The sequence below is a fragment of the Vulcanisaeta distributa DSM 14429 genome, from assembly GCF_000148385.1.
Taxonomy (GTDB): domain Archaea; phylum Thermoproteota; class Thermoprotei; order Thermoproteales; family Thermocladiaceae; genus Vulcanisaeta; species Vulcanisaeta distributa.
The window spans coordinates 876203-899348 of record NC_014537.1 but is presented as its reverse complement, the minus strand read 5'-3'; the positions used below and the strand labels follow the sequence as shown (position 1 = coordinate 899348).

Here is a 23146-nt window from a genome sequence, read left to right as displayed (position 1 = left end):
TCCTCACTTTAATAGTGAAAGCACATTCACGACGGGGATAGCCCCATCCTTAGTTATTATGAACGTATCCTCAACCTGAGCCACCAGACCTTTGCCATGCTCAATCAATACTGGGTAACCATAAACATAATCCTTCACGTACAACTCACTTATTACATTACCAACCTCCTCACCAAACTTCGAGACAAGCCACCTGGGGGTGAATGGTAATGGACCAATCTCATTAATTATATACGTAAGTACGTCATAATGGGGATCCTTAGGGCTTGGATCCTTGAACAAGTGGTAAATAGTGACTTGCGGCCCGTCATCCACGTAACCAGCGCCATTAGTTGAGAATGGTTCTACCGCATATACCTCACCCTCGATTATCCTCTGTCGGTCGCCATTATCGTAATTGGGGATTGACTTACCTGCGTGGAGTACGTACTTCCTTATTAAATGACCGCTCAAGTTCTTAATTGGCTTAAATCCAAAGGACTTTATGGCCCTCTCTATTTGAGCGCCAATCGATGCTAATGTGGCTCCAGGCTTCATGCTTAATTGCGCCGCCTCCAGCGCCTTCATTGATGCCTTAATTAATTGGCTGTACATTGGGTTAAAGGTGACTGTGACTGCGGTATCCACTATGTAACCATCAATGTGGGCGCCAAGGTCTATCTTCACCACCGCGCCCTTCGGTATCACCGACTTATCACCTATGGTGGCTGTGTAATGAGCGGCAACATCATTAATACTAATATTGACGGGAAACGCGGGCTTCGCACCGCTCTGCCTAATCCTATTCTCAACCTTCTCGCATAGCTCAAGTACTGGCATTCCAGGTTCCACTATGGACATTGCGTAGTTAAGGGCATCCCTGGCAATGGCGCCAAGTCTTTCATAAATTTTCAATAAGTCCGTAGACACGTAATATGCCGTACTGACTCCTTTAAATAGCCTTGCCCTTTTAATAATTGTCTTTGTCAAGAGAAACTATTTTAATCTGGTTAGTCATGAAGTACTTGGTGTCGTAATGGGAGCCTTAACAATCGTGGCTAAATACCTCATAGTAGCTAACGTGGAGGTTCAGGGAACAGTGGAGAAATACGACATAATAGGCGCACTGTTTAGTCAAACCGAGGGCCTACTAGGCAATGAACTTGACCTAAGGGAACTTCAAATGAATGGCAGGATAGGCAGGATAGAGGTTGAGACTGAGTATAAGGGCGATAAGACCGTCGGTAAGGTATACATACCATCAAATCTAGATAGGTATGAGACAGCCCTCGTCGCTGCTATGATCGAGACCGTGGATAAGGTTGGTCCCTATAATGCTAAGGTTCAGGTAGTCGAGATTAAAGACCTAAGGGAGGAAAAGAGGAAGAAGATCTTTGATAGAGCCAGGGAATTACTTAAGCTCGTTGAGCACGAGGCATTGCCGGATACTAAAGAGTTGATTACGAAGTTCATGGAAAGCATTAGGGAGACCGAGGTCATTGAGTACGGGCCTGAGAAGCTACCCGCGGGGCCTGAGGTTGATACGGCCGATACCATAATAATCGTTGAGGGTAGGGCCGATGTACTTAACCTGGTCAAGCATGGCTTCAAGAACGTGATAGGACTTGGTGGCTCAAGCGGTGGTGTTCCTAAGACGGTTGTTGAGCTGAGCAAGAAGAAGACAACGATAGCGTTTGTAGACGGAGATAGGGGTGGCGAAATGCTGCTCAAGGAGTTACTTAAGTATGCAGACATTGATTATATAGCCAGGGCGCCACCTGGCAAGGAGGTTGAGCAGTTAACGGCTAAGGAAATAACGAAGGCCCTTAGGAATAAGGTACCGGCTGAGGAATACCTGGCAAGCCTTGAGAAGAGGGAGAGGAAGATGATTGAGGAGGCTAGGCAGCAGGCTCAGCAGGAAATACCGCAGGCCCAGGCCATAGAGGTTCCAATACAGGAACAGCCACAACAGGCCGAGAAGGTCCAGGTATTGCCACAACCACAGCCAATACAGCCAACACCACCGGCGATGCAGGCCCAGGTAACGCCTCAACAAACGACCCAACCTCAGCAACTAAGTCAACCAAGCCCTGAGATTCCTCAATTACCTCCAAATGTCATTGATGAGATGAAGAAGCTTGGTGGAACCCTGGAGGCCATAATATATGATGACCACTGGACTGAAATAAAGAGAATACCCGTGAGAGACCTCGTTGATACACTACAGCAACTGCCCAATGCATATGCCGTAATATTTGATGGAGTTTGCACACAGCGTCTCGTGGATGTCGCATCGAGTAAAGGCGTTAAGTTATTGATAATGTCGAGGGTAGGCAATATAACGAAGGTACCCACTGACATGTTGATAATGACGATCGATGAGTACCTAAGTAAGGCTGGGGCGGGCACAGGGGCTAAGTGACTTATAATAAAATAGTGATATTTTGTACTATCTTTCTTTAATTTTACGAGAAGTAATCAAGTATTGACTTACCCGCCTTACCCTCCATAAGCTGCGACTCCTTAACTCCCAAAACCTCGAGTATCCTCATTGCAGCAGGGACTATCTGCTTCTCAACGTAATAATCAACATCAACCTCCCTAATGTCCTTAATGAGTATGTATGGTTTAACCTTATAAGCCAACTTAGCACCGCCACCCTTAACAACCACGTAACCAATCATGTCGCCCTTACCAACCTTATAACCAGCCTCCACCAACTGCTTGGCTGCAGCGACATGAGGTGTTAATACCTTATATTCATTCAGTGACTTATCTAGGGTCTTCCAAATAATCACATCATCAATGTCGAATTGATATGCCTTAACCTTATCAATAACAGACTTAACGTAAGAAATAGCCTTACCAACATCACCTGTCGTTAGCACAATCTCAGCAACATTCTCCTGAACATCCTTAGCAATCTCAGCCCAATCACCCCTAACAGCCTCAAAACCAACAATATCGACCTCCCCCTCCACAGTCAAACCCACATACCTCTTCTTAGCCTCGGTAAACAAAACCCTCCTATATACCTTATCAACCTTAACCTCAAAGCCAAGTTCATTATTGACGTAATTTATTAGGGCATCAACCTTATCACTAATGTTCCTAACGAATAAGCTGTCGGTGTCACCATAAATAATTGGTAGGCCCAGGGACCTTGCCTTCTCAATAACGGTTCTCAATAGGTTTCTGCCCCATGCCGTTACGGCCTCAGCCACCTCACGCCTATACCACCTGGCCCCTAACCAGCCACAATACCCATACATGGCATTAGCCATAACCTTAAGCGCCCTCTGCCTCTCATTCAGGAGAACCCACTCAGGGCTATTCTCAGGGTACTTCTTCATTAAGTCCCTTACCCTACGCCTGCTTTCAACAAGAATCCTAAGTAAACCAGGGTACAACCCCTCTGGTGACCTCCTAAACTTATAATTAACCTCAGGTGCCACGTAGCAATCACCACAATCCCCAAGCACCAGCGTATCTGGTGAGACGTTGTACTTCATCATGATACTCGGATACATACTTGAGAAGTCTATTACGGCAATGTTCTCATGAAGCCCAGGCCTCGGCTCAAGCACGACAGCGCCCTTGTAGGTCTCGTATGGCCTCTCCTCACGGTTAGGTGCCAATTCACCCCTCTTAACTGCCTCATAGAATATCATCCACTCAACCCTAGCACCAACACTAGCCGCACCAACCTGATCCAGGGGTAGTCCTGATATTGAGGATAATTGGATCGCGAATGGAAGCAGCTTCTCCGCCAATCCATACGTACTTACCACGTCATCCCTAGCATACTTAAGGAGCAAATCACGCTTATTCTTATCATCCCAATACTCATGTATCCTGTGGCCAGGTATTAGGACGCGCTCACTCCTCTTCATTATTCCGAAGAACTCGGCGGCCCTATCAAGGCTCTTCACCTTTATCTCACTAATCTCCTCAATGAAGTTGTACAGGTCAACATTTGCCCTACCAATTATCGACCAGTGACCATACACACTTGGCTCAGGTGGATTACCCATCCTGGACAGGGCTAACCTAACGCCAACCCTTGACGACCTATTAACTAAGTAAGGCCAGTCAAAGCCATTATTGTTATAGCCAACCACAATGTCGGGGTCGTACTTCCTGAAGTAATCTAGGAACTCCCTGATTATCTTAGCGTCATTCTTATTATCGTCCACCACAAACATCTTAACGCCATCCTCCTTAGTCATGGTCGATATTATTATGACGGGGTCCCTATCAGGGTTAGGCATACCCCTCGGGTTATAAACCTCGATATCAAACGCAAGTACCCTGAAACTAGGTAATTTATGTTCCTCAATCATTCTAGGCCTTGACTTAGCCAAGCAGACCAGGTCAACCTGGTAATTACCCTTAACCTCCTCACACTGATCAACGACAATCCAATTACTCGGCTTAACACCCATGTCCAGTAAATACCTCTGTGAGAACCTAATGTCTGCCTCAAGCACATCCTCAACGCCAGGAACCTCGGCGGCAAGCTCCCTAAGCTCCCTAACCTTCTCAGGTATTGTCGCGGTAACCCTAATGGCGTCAACCTCGTTACCGAACATCTTACGCTTAATAACCTCCACATTCAATACCTTACCCTCCAACTTGCGCTTAACGTTATTAAAAACGGCATTGACGTCACCTGACGGTATTACGTAGAAGTACGGCCTAAATGACCTATCTAAAACGAGGACCCTCTTACCATCATCCGTAATACCGAATAACCTTAACTCTGGCGTGTTGCCGATAACGCCGTAGGTAATGTCTAATAACCAAAATGCTAATTCCATTATGGGTTAATTAGGAAACAAGTAGTTAAACTTACTCCTCCCTGTTTTTTAACATTATGAATAGGCTGTATTCCCTCAAATGGGTAGTCTTGGATCTTCCTTAATCACCTTAGCCACTATAAGCGTTGACGTCCTCTCAACCTCCTCCATATTCATTATCTGCTCAAGAATCCTGAGAATCTCGTCCTTACCACTAGCCCTAACCTGAAGCACAAAGTCCCACTCACCAAATATGTAGTAAACAGCCGTCACACCATTAATACCCGCCAACTTCTGACCAACCTTATCGTGATAACCAGGGCCGTACTTAGCCTTAACGAGTATTACCGCGACGTAGTCCTTACCCATCTTCTCAGGGCTTAACTTAGCATGACAGCCAAGTATTATGCCCAGTCTCTCGAGCTTCTTGATCCTATAGTAAACCGTTGATTTCGAAATCTTTAACTTATTAGCCATTTCGTCAAGTGTTATCCTGCAATCATCCTGCAACATCTTTAAAATCTCAATATCAGTCTGGTCTATCTCCTCGGTTATTGACATCAATGAAGTACCCGCTGAACCCATTTAAAAAACATTCGCTTGTTATAAAAATATTCATATCGCACCTAATTACTTTACATAATTATCTTTCTCACACACCTATTTAAAAATCAATTAACCATTGTCATGTTCATAAAGACGCAAATAATTCATGCATATCTAACCCCTGAAAAAATATGAATACCATAGGTTATTCAATGAATTAAGCAAAGAAAATGTTTTTATATTTGATTATCAACGATTGCTCAGCAAAGAGGTCCTTTCTAGTGGTGAAAAATATGTCAAGCAGGCAAACCCCTGGATTGAGCAGGGATGAAACGGATGAGAGAATAAAACAGGCCCTATACTACTTAACCAGGGTTGTTCAGGACATGGGCATTCCAAGGAACATTAGGAGAGCGGCTAGTGAGGCTGTTAGGGTTTTGATGGACCCAAACATGAGCCCAGGCCTTAAGGCGTCAACAGTCATTAGCATACTCGACGAGGCATTGGCAGACCCAAACATGCCACTTTTTAGTAGGGTTATCTTCTGGCAAGTGATTTCATTATTGGAGCAAATTAAGGACTCTGTATAACATCACACTAAGTCACTAAGTAAATCCCTTATTAATCCCTTACCATAAAGCGTCTCAATCATTAACCTGGCATTTGCAATGATCTCCTTAGCCATGTTATACTCATCCTTCCAGGTTAGTGACCTCCTGGCGACACCCTGCTCCGCAGCCTTCACTGCAACAGCAGCCGCAACCCTCGGGTAAAAGTCCCATTCCTCCATTGTAGGTAATATCTTATTCTCACTTAATTGATCACCAACGAAGTTGGCAATCTCCTGGGCTGCGGCAATAACCATCTCATCAGTTATGGTCCTAACCCTAGCATCCAGCGCGCCCCTGAAGACTCCGGGAAATACCAGGGAGTTATTGACCTGGTTGGGGAAGTCACTCCTACCCGTCGCCACAACCTTAGCACCAGCCTCCTTAGCCTCCCAGGGCCAGATCTCCGGTATTGGGTTCGCTAGGGCAAAGATTATTGGGTCCTTATTCATTGCCCTAATCCATTCCTTCTTAATCACGCCAGGTCCCTGAACGGATGCTGCAATGACGGCGTCAACACCCACGAGCGCCTCCTTAATGCCACCCTTTCTCCTCTCCGCATTGGTCTTTATCGCTAATTCATATTTCCACGGATTAGTAAGCATTAGCTTGTCCATGTCCTCCCTCTCAGGGTGTAGTATTCCTTTACTATCAACGAGTATTATATTGCCTGGCTTAACGCCGTACTTTATCAATATTCTGGCGGCGGCTATATTAGACGCACCAGCACCTATTAGTGCAATTGTTGAATTCTCAAGTTTCTTACCGACAACCTTAAAGGCATTTATTAGGCCGGCCAATATCGCACCTGCCGTCCCCTGTTGATCATCATGCCAAACGGCTATTTTCAACTCCTCCCTTAACTTATCAAGTACATAGAAGCATTTAGGCGACTCAATATCCTCAAGATTTATGCCGCCAAAGGCTGGTTCTATGGCTTTAGCAACGTTGACGATATCCTCCTGGGTCTTTACCCTAATAGGTAGTGGTACTGCGTCAACACCACCAAGATACTTAAAGAGGAGTGATTTACCCTCCATGACTGGCATTGCCGCCTCTGGACCAACATTACCAAGCCCAAGGACCCTACTACCATCAGTTAAAACCGCGATTGCGTTCCACCTCCATGTGTACTCAAAGGACTTATCGATATTGGCATTTATTTCCTTGGAAACTGCGGCAACGCCTGGCGTATACCATATTGAGAAATCCTGCAGACTCCTAACGGGCACCTTAGGTAATACCATTATCTTTCCTCCATACCTCCTTGATGCCTCAATTGCTATCTTAAACCATTTACTTGATTCCTCGCTCATCACGTAACGTTAAGCTTAAGGATTTATATTAATTTCTGAAGATGAATTCGACAATCGACCAATATAGAAGATGCATGAAAAATATTTATCTGAATAGTGACTATACTTTAACAGTCTCATTACTCTTAATAACATGAACATTCTCACTTGGTATGATAAGTAGGACCCTATCACCAGGTTTAAAGGCCGTGGCGGATAATGCAGTTAATACTAATCCCCTGCCCACTGAAACCAATAATTGGTAACCAATCCTACTCCTAATCACCTCATCAACAATACCCCTAAGAACATTATGACCCTCTAAGCCAACGCCATTATCTACCATAACCTTAATCCACTCAGGCCTAATGCAAACATAAACCTCACCATCAGCCTCACCATTAATACTCAATTTGACTTCACCATTAAGTACCACAAGGTTACCCTTAGCAGAACCTCTTATAATGTTCTGGAAGCCCAGGAACCGAGCTGTGAAAACACTCCTTGGTTTATTAAATACCTGCTCGGGGTCCCCCTCTTCCAGTACCTTGCCTTCATTCATGATATACACCTTATCAGCCAATGAGTATGCCTCATCCCAATCATGAGTCACGTGAACCACGGTAATACCATATTTCTTGGGCAACTCCCTGAGCATCAATATTATCCTATCCCTGGTCTCTCTATCAAGCATTGAGAGGGGTTCATCCAGTAGTAAGACCTTTGGCTTAATAACGAGGGCCCTAGCCAACGCAACCCTCTGTTGCTCACCACCACTTAAATTAACGGCCCTTCTATTAAGTAAGTAATCAATGCCTAGGTCCTTGGCAATCTCTATAATAAGTCTACGTCTCTCCGGCTTAGGGATGCCTTTGAACCTAAGCCCATACTCAATATTCTCATAAACAGTCATGTGGTCAAAAATCGCATAACCCTGAGGTACGTAGGATACATTACGAGTCTCCGGCGGTTCCTTGGATACGTCGATGCCATCAATTACCACATTGCCCTCACTAACCTTATAGATGCCCGCTATCGTCTTAAGTAACGTACTCTTACCCGATCCCGTGGGCCCGAGAATCACGTTGTATGTTTCGCGTTCAAAAACCGTGTTTATTGGGCCTAGGGTGAAGTATCTAAGCCGCACGACCACATTCCTTAACTCAACCATACCAGGCATTACCACCACCTAAGCTAACCAGGACCCTATAGATGATGAATATTATGAGCATGACCGCAACGAGCGCCGCTGAAAACTCCACAGCATTTACTAAGCCAATACCCACGTAACTCTCGTAGATGTATACCGAGGCTGGGTAAACAAGGTTCTTACCAAACAGCACATAGTAGGCAACAATGAATAGAGCACCAGCCTCGGAGACTGACCTAGCCCACGATAGTATGGCGCCCGTCGCCATAGACCTCCAAATCCTGGGAAGTATGATCGATGTGAAGACCCTTAATGGACTAGCCCCTAGGGTCCTCGCAACAGCCTCCATTTCAGGGTTTATCATCCTAATCGACGCCTCAACAACCCTAATGTAGTACGTCGACGAGAGAAAGGCAACAGCGGTTGTGGCACCCCAAAGAGTGTTTATGAAGTTAATGCCGTGAGCCTTTAGGAATGGGCCAAGACCGTAGTAGGAGGCGAAGGCTAGCACGACCATGATCCCAACGATTATGTGGGGTATCATTATTGGTATGTCAATCACAGCATCCACTACACTCTTTAGGTGGAAGTCGTACCTAGCCATTACATAGGCTATTGGCGTCCCCATAATTATCGCTATTATGGCTGATAGCGTCGACATGACCACCGTCACCTCAATCGCCTGTAGGAAGCTAACCACGGAGAGGGCCTTTGGTATCATTGGGAAGCCCAGGACTATGAGTAGGGCTAATGGGTAAATTATGAGGATTGAGAATATGAATATGGAGATTAACAGGATTAGAATAATGGGTATGTTCATTTTTAATAAATTCATGCTACTAATTCCCTTAGCCCTGGCTTGGGAATATGGACGCATACTGTGGATACTGGCTTAATGGTGCAACAAAGGGTTTAATTGCATTAGGCACAGCGCTGTAATTACCGTAAACAATGCCAGGCATTATTGGTTGAATACCATTCTCCTCAAGTATCTTTTGACCAATCGGGCTATAGAGCAGTAGTAGGAAGTACTCTGCAGCCTGCTTATTCGGTGCCTGGAACGGTATCGTTATTGTGTAAACAACGGGGTTACACGCAAAGGTCTTCGTGACGCCATTCTCAGTCCAGGTGACACTAACCTGGTGATAGTAATTAACATAGCTTAGGTTACCGAGGTTTATGAATGGCGGTAGCGTTATGAATACGGTATTATGGTACGTCTGGGTCTGTGGTATTGCATTGCTCTCGTAGGCCGATAGTATGAAGTCCACCTGCCCAGAGGCCATTAGCGTTAGTAGGTCTATCTCCGTATTCCTCATCATGTACTTACTTGGGTTCCCATAAATCGCATCGTATAGGTAAGAGGCATTGTTGAAGAACGCCAAGCCCGCCAACTTAACGACACACTGAGCCTGGTAACCTGAGGGGTCTGTGAATGGATTTGAGACACCAACAACTGTGCTTGAGTTAAGGGCTATTATCTGCCAAATCTCTTGCCAAGTCTCATTGTACTGCGCAGACATTGGTGGGTATGACTGGGCTTGCTTCCATAGTTGATAGACCTCCTGCCCAGCCGTGGTATTTAGATTGACTATTATGACCATCTGCGTAATTCCAAAGGCAATTTCATAATTAGTGTAGTTAGGGAATAATACGGAGGGTATTGTTGTGGTGTCTGCAGAGGCCACAACACTGAATTGTTGAGTGGTTGCCTCCGTATGGGCAACCTCACCACTACCCTTAAACATGGCGGGGGCTATTGTTATGCCTGGATACATGCTCTGCATGACATTGAGGATGTCCGTAAATGCGAACTTCAGAGTGCCAGCGGCGCCAACGGCGAAGGGAGCTGTTGATACCGTGGTTGTGGTGGTAACAGGGGTGGTTACATTAACGTATTTAGTAACAGTAACTGTTTTAGTAATTACCTTAGGCGGCATAACTGCATAGCCAATTGCCACGCCAATTACAAGACCTATTATTAAGCCAACGACTAACCAAACGGTTGTATTCGCCATACAAAATATTCCGTGTTTCTGCTCTATTAAAGTTTTATTAATTATCTGATAATTGATAATTAACATTCAATTTTTTAATAATCACTCAGGTGGTATTTCGGCATAAGCCACGGATATGTCAATACCAAACCTCCTAATATTGATATAACGCGATATTAAATACACGGTGATTCCCAATACCACGGCTCCAAGCTCAACACCGTAGGCGAGCCAGTTACCGCCCCAAATCTGTGGGTAAGCTAGGAACTCATAGGTCAAATATGCCATTACGCCAGCCATTAATGTGCCGAATACTATCAAGACAACCCTAGACTTATTACTTATGTTAAATGACGAGTACCTAATCGCCGCAAGTATTACTGCAGCAATACCGACTACCATGTAATATATTATCGCCTCAACAACAGCACCATACAGCGCAGTGAATGTGCTATAGAGGAACCCAGCTGCGGCGATTAAGGATGCCGTTACTGCTAAGTCGAATAGGTGTGCGTATATTGGTGTTCCGAACCTCGGGCTTATGTAGGCGAAGGCGCTCGGCCAAACCCTGTCGAAGGCCAGCGCGAACCAGTACCTAACAACGACGATAGCACCATAGGCTAAGATAGCTAGATACCAAGTGATTGATGAAATTCCTATAAACCAACTTAAAACCACACTATGTGAAACCGCCATTGCTATTGTCCAGAAGTTAATAACACCATTAAGGTCAGGATTAGACAACGCCGCAGTAACAAAGCTAAAGCCCAACGAATAATACATAGCCTCGAACCCTATAGTTAGTAGGGCTAGGGTTAGTATGAAGGCGCTTGGTATATTCCAACGCAATGCACTCTTACCCTTAATTTCTGAGGCAATCGCAGGTCCGGCATTCAACCATGGGTAAACGTAAATTGCGAAGAAGGGCAATAGCATTAGTATTGTATTCATTGAGAACGAGGGTCCCGAATAGCTGCCGGCAACCTTCGCATACGTGTAACCAGACGGCAATAATGAGGATACTGCACTAATGACTTGAGACTTCGGCGTTGTTAGGAGCATTATGATGACGATTATTAAACCGAGCAGGGATACCGTGGTTAATGCTGTCATTAGTTTAATACCATACTTAGTACCTAGTATATTGGCCAGAACTATCACGGCAAAGAAGGCAACGCCTATACCAATCTCCTGAAGAGTTGTTAGTGAAGCATCAATGCCTAATACCGGTAATACTGACTCTAATTGAAAAACGGCTGCGAAGGCTATTAATGCATAGTATGCCAGGCTCTCTATTATGAAGCCAAGTACTAATCCGTTGGTTAGCCAGGCTAGTTTTGGTCCTAGGGCTCTTCCTAGCCATACGTAATCACCACCGACCCTCGGTATGTACTTAATCAATGTTGAATAAACAATCACTTGTGGCAATGCAAAGAGAGCAGCTATGAGCGAAGCATATACCAGATTTGCACCAGCCACTGTTGGTAGGGCAGCCAATGTGAAGCCCACTGTGCCAAGGGCCGCGCCTATTGACATGTTGGCGATGTTTATCGACACAGCATCCCAAAAACCAGCCTCCTTAACCAAACCCGTGGACTCCCTGATGAAGACTTGGTATTCCTTATCCATCGTTATAATGTTTATTTTAAATAATTTATAAATTCTCTGTTCATTAATACCGTTTATTGTTTAATAATTTAATTAAACAATAAGCCAGGGCATAGTTTATAAATTAGTAGGCGCGGCTATAATGCCGTGTTTGAAGTTGAGGTTAAGTACAGGATCCCGAGCCATGATGTAATTAAAGATAAGCTGAAATCACTGAATGCGAGGTTTCTTGAACATACTGAGGAAACTGACATATACTTTAATAGCCCAATTAGAGACTTTGCGAAAACTGACGAGGCGCTTAGGGTTAGGGTATATGGTGATGGCACCGTGGTGCTAACGTACAAGGGTCCACGTATTGGCAGTGTTGGTAAGACTCGTGAGGAATTGAGCGTTACTGTTAATGATCTTGACAATCTCCTTGAGATTCTTAGGAGACTCGAGTTTAAGGAGGTGGCTAGGGTTGTGAAGAGGAGGGATATTTATAATTATGAGAACTTCACGATTTACATAGACACGGTTGAGGGTCTAGGTAGTTTTGTTGAGGTGGAGACCATGGTTAATGATAAAGAGTTAATAAATAAAGCCACAGAAGAGGTGCTCCAACTCGGGGATAGGTTGGGTCTTAAGAGGGATTGGATCGAGAGAAAGACGTACTTAGAGTTAGTGCTTGAGAAACAGAGTGCGAATAAACCTTAATAATTATGGCTGAAATACTTATTGTGCAGTTTGATAATGTTGTGATAATAGAGGACAACCACAGGAACTATTACCCATTATCAATTAGTACACCGCTCAGTGACTTAATAATTGGTGGTCTTCGATACTACGAACACGTGGCATTATGGTTAATGAACCTTGGATATGATGTGAATATATACGTTGTTACCCGCGATTATCTGGCTAGGTATTGGCAAGGTATTGCTGATTCAATATTGTCTAAACTTAACCTAAAGTATTCAGTAAGGTATATACATAATATCGAGGATATAAGTGGGACAACCCTGTGGATATATACGTCATTAATCCCTCAAATAGATGTATTAAATAAATTGATTGTTAATACGAGGACGGAAGCCGAGATTAAATGTAACGATAAGGTTCTCCTAAGTATTACTAATGGGCGTGAAACAGGTGCGAAAGATGTAATCAATAATTGTGATTTACCAGTGGCTAATGGCATTTGGTCCATAATTAAATGGAATACTGAATTACTCCGCAGTAATTCTAAGTACTTAGTAAAAATCATTGGTGATAAGACCGTGGACTCTGACGTCTCAAGTAATGCCATTATTGATGAGAGGGCAGGTAATGTAATAGCAATAAATACAATCATTGAACCATTAACTTATATTAAGGGTCCATCACTGCTCGGTCCAGGTTCTAGGGTATTGCCTCATGCATACATTAGGGAGGGCACGGTACTGTATATGAATAATGCAGTTGGTGGTGAGGTTAAGAATTCGATAGTGGATATGCACAGCCTTAAGGAGCACTTTAGTTACCTGGGTGATTCCTACGTGGGCAGGTGGGTTAATATTGGGGCTGGCTCGGTAACCTCGAATTTAAAAAATACGATAGGCATTATTAGGTACATGGGTATTGACACAGGCATGATTAAGCTTGGTTCAATAATTGGTGATTGGGTTAAGGTGGGGATTAACACGTCAATAATGAGCGGTAAGTACATTGGGCAGGGGAGCAGTGTCATTGGGCTTATTAGGAAGGATGTACCACCCTTTAGCATGTGCGTGAATAATGACTGTGAGAGGTTTAGGATTGAGAAGGTCGTGGAGGTTTATAGGAGGTTCGTTGAGTTAAGAAGGGTTCATGCCAATGAGAATGAGGAGGCATTGATTAAGGCTGTTTATGAGGCATCACTCCATGAACCTCCTCCTTAATTCCCTCTTTTCGAGTTCATGAACCACCAGCACTAACTTATCAATATCGCCTATCCTTGGTAGAAACTCCTCAATATCGTCAATCCTAACCCTACTAGATAGTGCAAGCACGGCAAGCTTGCCGTATTTACTAACGAGTTCCGCCGTCCTATTTATGTACTCAATAATTTCATTATCCTCAGACCTAGCCTTACCCTCCCTCCACCTCTCAACAACCTGCCTAATCTTCTCCTCATCAATCTTCAACGCACCAAGTCTCTCCGAACCACACCTGGGACACTTGGGTTTGTCTGGTAGGTCTTTATTCCTGGCTGAACCAACCCAGCCGCAGTTAAGGCATACAAGCGTCATCGACTCATTTAATAACCTAGCCTTAACACTCTCCCTAACCAACTTATCGAGTCTCTCCGGAGCCATCACCTCAAGCCTATGACTTATTTTATCCACAATCTCCCTACTCATCGGACTAAACTCACTCCTCTCAACAGTTACCAATTTCCTCTCACCATTGATTAATGATTTTAGGAATAAGTACGTATTATCCAGGTCAAAATCCCTCGTAAGAACCTCCTTAAGGGTCTCCGTAAATACTGGCGACCCCTTATAAAGTTCCACTAAGTTCGTTATTGCTAAATCACTCAACTCCCTATCCTTCTTAATCACGTTGAACCTTCGGGCAACGTGAACAAACTTCCTCTTGAAGATGCCCGTCCTAGTTATCGCCCTCATTGCATAGTCAATGAATGTTCTCTCATCCATATTAGCGACATCCATTATGGTATGTACGATGAGCGCCGTATCAATGCCAGGCCTTGGTAACTGTATTATTACCGCATAGGCATCCTGCTGAACACCTACAGGATAACCAAGTCTCTCTGTTAATACTTCACCGAGTATCCTGGCTATTGTCCTATTAACTAATGTACCGCCATGCGTATAAAGCACTATCAAGTCCCCGACGCGCTCGAGGAGAATGAGCCTATGCGATGGCATTGGGACACCACTCTCCATGTGCTCCATTACCTTATCCACCACGTACTTAACCGTGTCCCTCGAAACGCCAAGCTTCATTGCAAACATGTCAGTCGTTACCTCAGGCCCAACCTTAGTTATGTAATTGCTCATCTCCTCCTTAATACTACCAACGTCTTGAGCGACTTCGAATGGTACAGGTATTTCCTCACCAACCCATGATGGTATTGCGCCTATTGTGTCCTTGGCAGGCGCCACGTAGATCGTATCACCAACTATTTTCTGCAAAACCCAGACACCGCCTCTAAACACGAACTTAACGCCAGGTTCCCCATACTCGGCCACGAATGCCTCGTCAAGCACGCCGATGGGTTCCTCATTTACCTGGTTAATTACTAAGTAATGCTTCTCGTCGGGTATCATGGACATTTGATCAAAGAAGTACCTATACATCTCCCTCCTAGCCCTAACGCCGCTTGGCTTAAGTACAACACCCTCATTCTCAATGAAGTAGGCAAGTCTTGGATTAAGGATCTCACTCATAAACCTAAGGACGCCCTTAAGCTCCTCAATTGATAACTTCCTGTATGGGTAAGCCCTCCTTATTAAATCGTAAAGTTCATCAATAGTCCACTTACTCTTAATCATTAATAGACTGACTATTTGATGAACAAGCACATCATAGGGCTTATCAGGTATTTGCGTAGCCTCAAGGAGCCCTGACTTAGCCCTATTTATAATCGCCACAGCCTCGAGAGTATCGTTTAAATCCTCAGTTATGACCACACCCCTTGGAACCTTATCAAGCCTATGACCACTCCTACCAATCCTCTGAACAAGTCTAATAACCTGGTGAGGCGATAGGTACTGTATCACGAAGTCCACGTGACCAATATCAATGCCTAGCTCGAGACTTGACGTTGCTATTACAGCCTTTAACTTACCATCCTTAAACGCCCTCTCTGTGGTTATCCTTGAAACCTTGGATAGGGAGCTGTGGTGTATGCCTACGGAGTCATAGCCAAGCATTGTGAACCTATACATGAGTAACTCAGCCATTGATCGCGTATTGACAAAGACTATCGTTGCACCGTTATTACTCACGAGATCCTTAATCACCCTAAGCCTGGCGACTGCGTCTGGGTACAGGTAAACGTTCTTAGCCATCTCCTCATCCTCCTTAGTGGGCTCTGGGTGCAGGACATCCATCTTCATCTCCCTAACAATGCTCGACTGCACTATGTCACACTCGTCACCATCACCAACGAGGAATTTAGCAACCTCCTCAGGGCTACCCACGGTTGCCGATAAACCAATTATCTGTGGCTTCCTACCAATCAACCACTTAATCCTCTCAAGGGTCAGCGCCAACTGCGTACCCCTTTTATCCTCGGCAAATTCGTGAATTTCATCAACGATTATCCACCTAAGCTTCATTAAGTGCTCCCTCAACCTTTTGCCAGCCAGTATTGCCTGGAGCGTCTCAGGGGTTGTTATGAGCATCTGAGGCGGATCCCTACTCTGCTTAACCCTATCGCTCTGGTCCGTATCCCCATGCCTAACACCAACCTTAATACCAACCCTCTCACCCCACCAAACAAGCCTATCAAGCAAGTCCCTATTTAACGCCCTAAGCGGTGTAACATAGAGGATGTATATGCCCTTATCGGCGAACTCGCCCTTATCCATACCCCACCTAAGCATTGAGAGGACTGGCAATACGGCTGCTTCCGTCTTGCCACTACCTGTTGGCGCTATTATCAATACATTACGGCCACTCAATATCTTTGGAATGGCCAGTTTCTGAGGCTCTGTAGCCCTCAGAAAACCTTTCTCAATAAGTGCCGACTGAATTATAGGGTGAAGTAACCTGTAAACATCATCCAGCTCCCTACTTGACGTGGAGGATTTAACTTCGTAATTGCTCATCGCACCAACACTATACAATTAACACCATGGTCCCTACCCATTTTAAACCATTTGCTTCAGTTAAAGTGAAAGTCAAAACCACGAAACTTATAAATAATAAACACGAATAACTCTTAGATATTACCTTTAATGATAACGTAAGCCTAATATTAACTAGGCACTGGAAGTGAAATTAATGCTTAAGTGTAGCGCCTGCGGATCAGTGAAGGTGACCGTTTTAATAAATGGAAGGCCCTACTGCACGTACTGCGGAGCCAAGATACTGAGGGCGCATTTAATAAGGACGTTACTAAATATGAAGAGGGAGGGATTAATAACGTCAGCTGTTAATGTGGAAAGCCACGTAGATCCTTAGTGAGGAAACTATAATAAACCGGAGAAATCCACCTCACCTAATGATGACTAGGTATACATTAATAATCGCAATAGCCCTATTTACGGCAGTCCTGGTCATAATTACGTCACCGCTGACGAGTTACTCCATAAGTAATTACTTCATAATGCAATTAAATAATAATATTAACGAAGCATTAAGCAGATGTGGGGTAAATCCATCAACAACATTCATAGTGACAAGGACTATTACCACGACAAACACATCAATAATACTCGACTTAAGCCTAAGCAATAATTACGATATTAGGATAATAATGAGACTTGCTAATAACCAACTACCAGTTAATGAAGTAAATATCACGATAATAAGTAATAATTCTGCCATTTGTTATTCGACATCAATACCAATAAGTAGTGCATCGGGTACGTATAACTACGTTATTCAGGGGACCAATTACTTTATTGAATTACTATCATACAGTGGGTCAACGCCCATAGTAACGAATGGCTCAAGCTCATTACTAACTTACGGAACCACGATAAACTCAGCAATTATTATACCTACAATTACGGGTAATGTCATATGCAATACGGGTTCCCCATCAATCCCCATATACATAGTGTACGCGTTAGGTAGGCCCATAATCTACGTAGTACAGCCAAGTAAGCCCATAACATCAATCCTATGCAGATACAGTCAATCATTAAATAGTAGCTACCTATTAATGGCATTACTTATCGGTGCAGCCGCAGCATTAATTTATGAGGCGGCATTAGTAATTATGAGGATTAACCGTCTAAAGATTACTTAATATCCAATTCCCCAACGCCCTAAATGCCCTGGCTCTATGGGATAGCTTATTCTTAATGTCAATGCCCAATTCGGCAAAGGTCTTATCATAACCATCCGGTATGAATATTGGGTCGAAGCCAAACCCCTCCGTACCCCTGGGCTCCATTGCAATTCTACCGTATACAACACCTGAAAATAATTTAATGCCGACCCTGGGACCGCATAGGCCGACCACGGACTTAAAGTATGCCGTCTTATCATCAACGCCACTCATTAGTTTTAGGATACCTGTAAGCCCTATCGTCTTATAGACATAGGATGAGTATGGGCCTGGGAAACCATTCAGCTTATTTATGAATAAGCCATCATCCTCAACCACGAAGTAGTCACTGGGATTATCGCTACATATACCCTGAAGCGCATTGCTGACTATATCCTCAAGGTTATCACTTTGTATCTCAACCTTTCTATGACCTCTATCAATCATGAGCTCTATGCCGAATTCCTTAAGTACCAGGGAGGCCTCGTGGAACTTAGCCTCATTACCCGTTACAAAGAATATTCTCATACCCATGACCTTTTATAAGCATGGATTTAATAATTTTAAAGGAGGAAAGCCTACTGAAGGTTAACACCGCTGTAATCAAGGACCTTTTTTAATAGGTCGCTTTCTGGAGGAACGCCTATGAACTCGACATTACCAACCTCCTGATCCTCCCTCTTAAGTACTACCGTTGGCACGGCAGTCACTTGATACATATCCGCAATGTCGCTCTCCTCGTACGCCTCCACAGTTATTGAAACAACCTTACCCTTACTATCGTACGCAAACATATTAGCCATTAGAACGGCGTATGGACAGTACGGGCACGACGGCGTGACGACCGTCATCACCTCAACCCTCTTACCACCACCTGAATTCACTAATGCCTCAAGGCCCTTCTTCGTCCTCGGCCTCAACTTTGTCTCACCAACCGATATCCTCACTATCGTCTCTATGAACGCCCTAACCTCCTCACCAAGTGGCGCGCCCAGGTACTTAATCGCACCGTCAAGTAAGTATATAACTGGGACCCTTTGTGGCTCAACATTGTACTTCGTGAAGGCGTCGCTATTTTCCTCATACTTTATCTTCTTCAGTATTAACTTGCCCGGTGGCGCCAGTTCGGCTAGTAGGTCTAGTAATTCCTCCGTTGGTACGCACCAATTCGTGTCCCTATTACCGCAGGTATTACTTGTGAAGAATAGTATCTCAACTGGATTCTTCATTTGTGAGAGTATTTCCTTTATTATTTCCTTAGTCTCTTCATCAACCTCTATGTGCGGCACCTCTACTGTGCCTTGTGGCTTCTCGAAGGGTGTTGCGGACATTCTATCTTCGTAGGAAGTAACCCCTATAAAAAGCCTTTTTTCCCATTATTTTCAATAATAAGGTGTTCACGAACTCTTCCTCGAACCACTAGACCTCTTCTTGGATTTCTTTTTTCTTTTGCCCTTAGACTTTGCCCTCGTCTTCTTACTCTTCTTTTTCCTCCTTGATTTCTTCGTCTTCTTCGCCTCCTTCGCCTCACTAACGACTTTATCGATCAATTCCTTAATCACGCCATTGGACATCCACGAATCAACCTTACTAATCTCGTTATCAACGACATCATTAATTAATGACTGCCCAACCTGATCAACACCAATTAATAGCACCTTAACCAATGCCTTGCCTGAGTCCAGGTTAATAACTCCCGAAAATTCCTCACCAAGCCTCTCCTTAATATACCTCCTCAATTTCTTATACCTCTCCTCACTAAAGCCTTTAACGTATAGGGCCTCCACCAATGCCGCACTTTCATCCTTAATAAAGATGAACTTCAGGTCGTCATTACCAACCTCCCTAATTACGTCCACGTCACCGATAATTAAAAAGAACTAATAAACCTTATCTAATGACATGAATACTGACTAAACCAACATCAGCACTTAAAGAATTCCTCACAGGTCAGGGGGGTGAAGCATCATCACGTAATGAAAGATACTTCGCCTAGGATTATAAATACTTTTATACTGAGTATAAGTACGGGTAATGGGTGATGCAAGGACTTAAGTGCTGATTGGTGACGACGAACCCACGACCTGAGAAATCCTCAGTAAAAACAAAGCCACTACACTTAAAGTCAGTGTTATTTGGATTGGGGAATGATTTATACAAGGCCTAAACGACTGAGGAGGTCGTATGCGTTGTACTCGGGGGCCAACTTGACATATGCCTTTTTCTCTCCAGTCATCGTTATTAATGTATTGACCTTCTCAACTTTAACATTGTACGTCTTCTCCACGTAATCCCTAATCTCCTTCTTACTGGCATTTCTCGGCACAATAATCGTTATCTTATTTTCTCTCTCAGCAAGCCTAAGGCTCTTCTCTGTTAGTACGAACCTCACGATCATGCCCTCACCCCATGAATAAGCCCCTACGTAGTTCCTCAATTGCGCTTAGTGTCCATACGGTTAATCTGCCAGGAACACCGCCAGGCGCCAGGTATAGCACGCTTAGGTTTCTCACGGGGACCGCATCAACGCCAGGCAGGTTTCTGGCAACCTTAATAACTGGGGCATCAACGGTTGATACAACAATAAGTAGGCTCTTACCCTCCTTGTACCTTCTGCCCCTCATCTTACCCTTACCTGACCTAACCCTAATCCTCTCAGCAACCCTCTCGATATCATCCCAAAGACCCAATGACATTAGCGCCTTCTTTAGATCAGCCATAACACCTATCCTCTCAAAGTCATCACTAACAATAAGCGGTATTTGGGGAACCTTCTCAACAATGTGACCCCTAGCGGTAATTAAGTCCTTAATCGCCGTCGCGGCTATGGCGGACCTAATGGCCTTCCTACGCTCCCTCTTATTAATCCTCTCGTGAAGAACCTTCTCGACCTTAGGCGGGTGAGCCCTCCTACCCTTAACTACATTAGGCGCAAACCTGGCTGTTGGCCACAGGCTACCCTTAACCCTAGGGACCCTCGCCAGGCCAAGCCCTATGCCGAAACTCACGGCCGTGGTCCTCTTACCAGCCATTGGGTCAGTGCCCTTAGGCTGTAACTTAGCAGTCAACGCACTAATGTACGCCCTCAGTATTAAATCGGGCCTTATCGGCTCGAGGAACTGCGGCGGCAGTGAAACCTCACTAACAGCATTACCGCCTAGGTCAAGTACCTTCACCGTCGTCGGTATGGTGTACTTCGGCCTTATTAGTGGTGATAGGTCTAGGGACACCATACTCATGCACCTTGCAACGGCTGTGTTGATAACCAGACTATTTGAACCTTACCGGTTGGATATGTCGGTGGCCTAGGCCTCACAGGAAACCTAAGCGTCACAAGCCTCTTGACGACACCAGGTACCGTACCTTCAAGGACTATGTATGGCCCCTTAATAATTCCGTAATGTGGAAATCCTGAGCTTGGGGTTACCTCTGCTCCATTCATTCCTATCCTGAGTATTCGCTTATTATATTCAGTCCTCTTGTGAAGCCCCATTTGTCCCGGCCTCGGTGTTGTGAATGTTAGGGCTGGGTTCTGTGGACCAATGGCTCCGATCCTCCTATAACCCTTCCTATGCTTATGCCACTTGGGCAGTATCTTGACATTGAACCTCTTAACGACACCTTGCCAACCCTTACCCTTAGTTATTGCCGCCACATCTACGTACTGACCCTCACTAAACACATCATTAATGTTAATGTCCTTGCCAAGTATGGAATCTGCGAACTTAATTATTTGGTTCATGTCATCAACACCACCAATGGGTATTTCCAGGATCTCAGGGGTCTTCTTACCAATACCGCTGAGCCTTGGTTGTGTTGCCACGATTGCCCTAACCTCCGTTATCACGTCTACGTTATCGAGTATTTTCTTCATCATCTCCTCCTTATTAAACTTCTCAGGAAGTACGGGTATTTTCCTTAAAATGTCCTTGGGTACGTCAGGCATCCAAACCTCACCAAGGCTCAGCTTCAGGTTCTTCCAGGGATCATAGGTGTAAGCCCTGAAGGCTATCACCTTGATTGGTGGTGCATCGAGTATGGTGACTGGCTTAACAACCTCCTTACCGTAGAATGGGCTTGTAGGCCTATCATCAATGACCACGGCATGAGCCATGCCTGCCTTGTAAGCCGCAAAACCAAGCAGAATGGGCTTGCCAGGGTGTGGGTCTGGCCATACCCTGAACCTAGCCACTAGAGACTCAGCTCGCTTCCTTGGGTAGTAGGCCATGGATCCGCGCTTAGGCCTATGAATCTTTAAACCCATAGTTCAGCCCTACGTAGTCACAACCCTATTTAAAAATTATTAGTTCCCTGGACTAAGGCAACGAACCATGCAGGTACCTAACCAGGTTTAGTATTGATAGTACAGCTATCACGGCCTCCTCAGTCCTAACAGTCTCAACACCCTGACCAGGTATGAAATTAATGAATGGATACTTCCTCAACGCCTCCTCCATACCCTCAGCCCTAAGTATCTCATCAACGCCGTGGTACGGCGAACCAAAGACCACGAGAACCCTATCCCTGCTTAAAGCACTCCTTAACTGTTCCATGGCATCCTTAATGTTCATACCCTCTTTACCCGTTAAAATCACGTAATCATAATCACTAAATAACCTACTCAACTCCACAACCTCTGCCTCGAAGCCCCAATAAACACTTAGGCGATCCCTAGGAACAACGTGTGCCCTATATGTATCACCCCTGGTGGTTTGCGCATCTATTTGCACAATGACCCTGGTGCCTAGGGGCATTGGCTTAGGAACCTTCGCATACACACCCTCGCCAATCTTGATTATCGAGAAGTAACCATCCCACTTTACAACAATGCCCTCCCTATACTCACCCCTCTGCGGCATACCTTCTGGGGCGTGGTTGGGAGTCTTTAACGGCGGTAATAAACCGGCATACTTAAGGTCCCTGTCAAGTTTGAATAAGTCCTTTCTCAGGTATGGCGGAGTCACGAGGTACTGGAGATTCTTTATGATGAAGTTGGTCCTATCCCTCTCGCCGGCTAATTTATGCCTATAAACAATGATCTTACTTACTTGAAAAATTGCGGCACCCCTGCCTAAGTAGCCAATCTTCCTAATGGCCTCCCTATCGTCGGGAGACTCCGCGAGGAAGTCGCTGGGTATTGCAATGTCAATTGTTGGTTTTAACCTCAAAACCCTCATTTGAACTCACTAATAA

Annotated in this window: 22 protein-coding genes; 6 read left to right on the top strand and 16 right to left on the bottom strand. The window is 44.7% G+C overall.

Going from position 1 to position 23146, the window contains the following annotated elements:
* Window positions 1–3: 3 nt before the first annotated feature.
* Window positions 4–909 (bottom strand): type II methionyl aminopeptidase, encoded by a 906-nt coding sequence (map, locus tag VDIS_RS04620; RefSeq protein WP_013336052.1) that lies wholly within the window; start codon window positions 907–909, stop codon window positions 4–6.
* Window positions 910–1015: 106 nt separating this feature from the next.
* On the opposite strand from map, the gene dnaG reads away from it, so the two are divergent.
* Window positions 1016–2401, top strand: a complete 1386-nt coding sequence (dnaG, locus tag VDIS_RS04615; protein WP_013336051.1) for a DNA primase DnaG — start codon at window positions 1016–1018, stop codon at window positions 2399–2401.
* A 43-nt stretch (window positions 2402–2444) separates the two neighbouring features.
* Here dnaG and VDIS_RS04610 read toward each other — a convergent pair whose 3' ends face one another.
* Entirely contained in the window at window positions 2445–4799 is a 2355-nt protein-coding gene (locus VDIS_RS04610) for a DNA-directed DNA polymerase (RefSeq protein WP_013336050.1), read from the bottom strand.
* Window positions 4800–4874: 75 nt separating this feature from the next.
* Window positions 4875–5339, bottom strand: a complete 465-nt coding sequence (locus tag VDIS_RS04605; RefSeq protein WP_013336049.1) for an Lrp/AsnC family transcriptional regulator — start codon at window positions 5337–5339, stop codon at window positions 4875–4877.
* A 278-nt stretch (window positions 5340–5617) separates the two neighbouring features.
* Between VDIS_RS04605 and VDIS_RS04600 the strand changes: the two genes are divergently transcribed.
* Window positions 5618–5914: a stationary phase-response protein gene (locus VDIS_RS04600; protein ID WP_148678222.1), complete on the top strand. Its 297-nt coding sequence runs from the start codon at window positions 5618–5620 to the stop codon at window positions 5912–5914.
* 2 nt (window positions 5915–5916) lie between these two features.
* Here the strand turns inward: VDIS_RS04600 and VDIS_RS04595 are convergent, their stop codons facing one another.
* From VDIS_RS04595 to VDIS_RS04575, 5 genes are all read right to left on the bottom strand, one after another.
* Complete coding sequence (locus tag VDIS_RS04595; RefSeq protein WP_013336047.1) at window positions 5917–7248, bottom strand: NAD(P)-dependent malic enzyme; 1332 nt, start codon at window positions 7246–7248, stop codon at window positions 5917–5919.
* A gap of 100 nt (window positions 7249–7348) precedes the next feature.
* Window positions 7349–8407 carry an ABC transporter ATP-binding protein gene (locus tag VDIS_RS04590; RefSeq protein WP_013336046.1) on the bottom strand — a complete coding sequence of 353 codons (1059 nt, stop codon included), beginning with the start codon at window positions 8405–8407 and terminating at the stop codon, window positions 7349–7351.
* The gene (locus tag VDIS_RS04585) at window positions 8391–9254 is read right to left on the bottom strand and encodes an ABC transporter permease (RefSeq protein ID WP_013336045.1); all 864 of its coding nucleotides are present in this window, start codon (window positions 9252–9254) and stop codon (window positions 8391–8393) included. Before VDIS_RS04585 ends, VDIS_RS04590 begins: the two co-directional genes overlap by 17 nt.
* On the bottom strand, window positions 9226–10395 hold the full coding sequence (locus VDIS_RS04580; protein WP_013336044.1) for a substrate-binding domain-containing protein: 1170 nt from the start codon (window positions 10393–10395) through the stop codon (window positions 9226–9228). The genes VDIS_RS04585 and VDIS_RS04580 overlap by 29 nt, the downstream gene beginning before the upstream one ends.
* Window positions 10396–10476: 81 nt before the next feature.
* Window positions 10477–12003: an APC family permease gene (locus VDIS_RS04575; RefSeq protein ID WP_013336043.1), complete on the bottom strand. Its 1527-nt coding sequence runs from the start codon at window positions 12001–12003 to the stop codon at window positions 10477–10479.
* Window positions 12004–12129: 126 nt separating this feature from the next.
* Here VDIS_RS04575 and cyaB point away from each other — a divergent pair, with 126 nt between their 5' ends.
* On the top strand, window positions 12130–12681 hold the full coding sequence (gene cyaB, locus VDIS_RS04570; protein ID WP_013336042.1) for a class IV adenylate cyclase: 552 nt from the start codon (window positions 12130–12132) through the stop codon (window positions 12679–12681).
* 23 nt (window positions 12682–12704) lie between these two features.
* A complete protein-coding gene (locus VDIS_RS04565; RefSeq protein WP_148678220.1) occupies window positions 12705–13883 on the top strand; it encodes a hypothetical protein in 1179 nt (392 codons plus the stop codon).
* On the opposite strand, the gene VDIS_RS04560 is transcribed toward VDIS_RS04565, so the two are convergent.
* Window positions 13860–16802 (bottom strand): DEAD/DEAH box helicase, encoded by a 2943-nt coding sequence (locus VDIS_RS04560; protein ID WP_171804841.1) that lies wholly within the window; start codon window positions 16800–16802, stop codon window positions 13860–13862. The genes VDIS_RS04565 and VDIS_RS04560 overlap by 24 nt on opposite strands.
* Window positions 16803–16959: 157 nt before the next feature.
* Between VDIS_RS04560 and VDIS_RS04555 the strand changes: the two genes are divergently transcribed.
* Together VDIS_RS04555 and VDIS_RS04550 are read left to right on the top strand one after the other, a co-directional pair.
* Window positions 16960–17139 carry a TFIIB-type zinc finger domain-containing protein gene (locus tag VDIS_RS04555; RefSeq protein WP_013336039.1) on the top strand — a complete coding sequence of 60 codons (180 nt, stop codon included), beginning with the start codon at window positions 16960–16962 and terminating at the stop codon, window positions 17137–17139.
* A 40-nt stretch (window positions 17140–17179) separates the two neighbouring features.
* On the top strand, window positions 17180–17932 hold the full coding sequence (locus VDIS_RS04550) for a hypothetical protein (RefSeq protein WP_013336038.1): 753 nt from the start codon (window positions 17180–17182) through the stop codon (window positions 17930–17932).
* On the opposite strand, the gene VDIS_RS04545 is transcribed toward VDIS_RS04550, so the two are convergent.
* The 7 genes from VDIS_RS04545 to VDIS_RS04515 form a co-directional block, all read right to left on the bottom strand.
* Window positions 17918–18481, bottom strand: coding sequence for an XTP/dITP diphosphatase (locus tag VDIS_RS04545; protein ID WP_013336037.1), 564 nt, complete (start codon window positions 18479–18481; stop codon window positions 17918–17920). The genes VDIS_RS04550 and VDIS_RS04545 overlap by 15 nt on opposite strands.
* 50 nt (window positions 18482–18531) lie before the next feature.
* Entirely contained in the window at window positions 18532–19284 is a 753-nt protein-coding gene (gene pdo / locus VDIS_RS04540) for a protein disulfide oxidoreductase (protein ID WP_013336036.1), read from the bottom strand.
* A 66-nt stretch (window positions 19285–19350) separates the two neighbouring features.
* Window positions 19351–19812: a hypothetical protein gene (locus VDIS_RS04535; RefSeq protein WP_013336035.1), complete on the bottom strand. Its 462-nt coding sequence runs from the start codon at window positions 19810–19812 to the stop codon at window positions 19351–19353.
* 293 nt (window positions 19813–20105) lie between these two features.
* Window positions 20106–20351, bottom strand: a complete 246-nt coding sequence (locus VDIS_RS04530) for a 50S ribosomal protein L23 (RefSeq protein ID WP_013336034.1) — start codon at window positions 20349–20351, stop codon at window positions 20106–20108.
* 4 nt (window positions 20352–20355) lie between these two features.
* Window positions 20356–21192, bottom strand: a complete 837-nt coding sequence (rpl4p, locus tag VDIS_RS04525; protein ID WP_013336033.1) for a 50S ribosomal protein L4 — start codon at window positions 21190–21192, stop codon at window positions 20356–20358.
* Window positions 21189–22217, bottom strand: a complete 1029-nt coding sequence (locus VDIS_RS04520; RefSeq protein ID WP_013336032.1) for a 50S ribosomal protein L3 — start codon at window positions 22215–22217, stop codon at window positions 21189–21191. Before VDIS_RS04520 ends, rpl4p begins: the two co-directional genes overlap by 4 nt.
* A 52-nt stretch (window positions 22218–22269) precedes the next feature.
* Entirely contained in the window at window positions 22270–23130 is an 861-nt protein-coding gene (locus VDIS_RS04515; protein WP_013336031.1) for a putative RNA uridine N3 methyltransferase, read from the bottom strand.
* Between the last annotated feature and the right edge of the window lie 16 nt (window positions 23131–23146).